General features: G+C 51.1%; 4 protein-coding genes. 2 read left to right on the forward strand and 2 right to left on the reverse strand.

Features of this window, described 5'->3' with window-relative positions:
• The first annotated feature begins 444 nt into the window (after window positions 1-444).
• Window positions 445-615: a type II toxin-antitoxin system HicB family antitoxin gene (locus Q0991_RS17570; protein WP_299490737.1), complete on the forward strand. Its 171-nt coding sequence runs from the start codon at window positions 445-447 to the stop codon at window positions 613-615.
• Window positions 616-644: 29 nt separating this feature from the next.
• Window positions 645-830, forward strand: coding sequence for a type II toxin-antitoxin system HicA family toxin (locus Q0991_RS17575; protein ID WP_299490739.1), 186 nt, complete (start codon window positions 645-647; stop codon window positions 828-830).
• 201 nt (window positions 831-1031) lie between these two features.
• On the opposite strand, the gene Q0991_RS17580 is transcribed toward Q0991_RS17575, so the two are convergent.
• Complete coding sequence (locus Q0991_RS17580; RefSeq protein WP_299490741.1) at window positions 1032-1769, reverse strand: metallophosphatase; 738 nt, start codon at window positions 1767-1769, stop codon at window positions 1032-1034.
• A gap of 25 nt (window positions 1770-1794) precedes the next feature.
• Window positions 1795-2368, reverse strand: a 574-nt coding sequence (locus tag Q0991_RS17585) for a metallophosphoesterase family protein (protein ID WP_299490743.1), incomplete at its 5' end; no start/stop codon positions are given.

A 2368-nucleotide genomic window follows, 5' to 3' on the forward strand; every position in this document is an offset into this window, starting at 1 on the left:
CAATCAAGAGCTGCGGTTTAAGACACCCTCGTCAGTCAGAGCTGGGGATAATGAAGTTGGGGTAGTGGTCATGGCTGATATTAAACGCTTTCAGCTTGAAACTACCCTTTCCTTGGCGACAATTCTTGGTCTTTTCGATCTACTGAGCCTCGACTGAGTGTAAGTGAAAGAAGTATTCCTCATGATGGGACCGCTATATTCAAAATAGTTGAAACACCCACGCTAAAGCTCAATGGAAGGTACTGGACCGAAAGAGCTACTAAAGGTGAGATAAAACTGGAATACCATTCGAGTAAGTTATTAGAGGAATTGCCTGAGTCTTTAGGTGAGCATCCGGTTACTGAGCCTGAGAATCGGCGTTAGACCTCTGCACCCTAGGTATTTCACCCAGCAGTCAAGGTTTTTGATATCTTGAAGGCATTGAAGTAGCCGGGAGATACCATGATGACACAGTCCTTCATCTTGGAGTATTGGAACGATAATGATTGGTTAGTCGGTCGGCTGAAAGGAGTTCCTGGAGTTTTTAGCCAAGGGCAAACTCTTGCGGAGCTAGAGGAAAACATACGCGATGCCTATCGGCTCATGGCTACAGACGCTGAACCTGCCCCAGAATAGGCAAAAACCAAGGAACTGATCCTTGAAATATGAAGCGGAAAGAGTTTATTCGTGAACTAGAGAAGTCTGGTTGTGTTTTGCATCGACATGGCTCAAGGCATGATATTTATCTCAACCCAACAACAGGCCAGAAATCCCCTGTGCCGCATCATACCGAAATTAAGAACAGCTTATGTCGTTTGATTCGGAAACAGCTAGGCTTAATAGAAAGATGAAGGTTGTGCTGAATTGTTTAACAGTGCCGTGCAAGGGAGGCTCGAAACACTCTAACGGCTGTGCTTCCCCAAGTTTCTGCTCGTGCCCCTGGCAGCTACCGTTATCAGCTTTTGTTCTGGATTGTGGCAGTTGATGTAGTGGGATCTTTGAGCGTTCAAAGCAATAAGAGAGCGCACATGCATCGATTTCCCAAAACGCCCCTAGGAGTGCTGTACAGCAAAGCCTTTGGCCTTGCTATATTTTACGGTTTTGAAAGTAACGCGGTTGTTGGCGGGATTATAAAGGGTATAGGTCGCCTGTCCGGGCTTGCGTCCAACATTCCCGACGCCGATAATGCGCCGGGGCGAGCGACTTTGCGCTGGGGTCGTCTGGATGCCATCTAGGGTCATGACCGTGGAGCGTAGATCTCCTGGCTCAATCCAACATTCAAACGCTAGTCCTGAGCGGCCACAGAAGAGATGATTAGCATCGGCTCGAATCATGCGATCGCATAGTTGCATCGCAGGTGTGTCCGGTGTGAGTTCATCCGCATAGCCCACGGTACTGCCGTGGATCAGCAGGCAGTCTAATTCGTGAAATCCAAAGTGGAGGGATCGCATCCACTGTACGGACTGCCGAGAGACCGATTCCCAGAGACGCTGAACCGCATCGGCCCCCTCTTGTTCTACCAGCTCAGGGGCATCGGGCAAGCCGCCCAATCCGTATAAATTAAAGCACTGCTCTTCCCACCAGCCGATACAAATTTGGGGTTCCAATTCCCCAGCCCCCGGAGACTGAAGTCGCCGGATCACGGCTTCGTTGTCTCCCTTGAAGCCCACAAAATCGCCTAAAACATATATATCCGACACCGGAAAGCGCTGTCGACGGATATCTGCCAGGACGGCCTCATAGGCACTGAGATTACCTTCAATTCCGCTTAAAATTGCCCACTGTTCCATTCTTTACCTCCTGAATTGGGGCCAGCTACCGCTGACATACATGGCTGGGATCATCGGCTCGCTCTGCAAATTCCATCCCCCGCGCCAAGCGCCAGGCAAAAATGGGCGGCAAGCCCTTGTCAACAATGGCTGCACAGGTCTTCTCGTAGTCATAAGGCACCTCCCGAAGGGTGACCTGGGCCGTATCCGTGTCATAGAGAACGTAAGTCGCATTGGGACGTCCATGGCGGGGTTCTCCCACGGATCCGGCATTGATAATTCGCTTCAAGGACGCCGTGAACTGATGCTGTTGGTCGTCTTGTCCCGGTTGGTGAACGCGCACAGAGAGCTTGCCATCCTCTAGCTCCCGCACATAGGGAACATGGGTATGGCCACAGAACAAGACATCTGCGTCGGTGGAGACCACCCGTTCTAGGGCAGCGAATCCATCCATGCTGGGCAGTAAATATTCATGCTGACTGTTGGGACTCCCGTGGACAAAGGCCATATTCTCAGCCTGCAGGGTCATGGGGAGTTGGGCTAGATAGTCCCTTACCTCTGGATGGATGACTTGGTTCGTCCATTCATGGGCCTGCCTTCCCCGCTTCTCTGCGATCAAG

This window comes from Acaryochloris sp. IP29b_bin.137, from assembly GCF_028285745.1.
Classification (GTDB): Bacteria; Cyanobacteriota; Cyanobacteriia; order Thermosynechococcales; family Thermosynechococcaceae; genus Acaryochloris.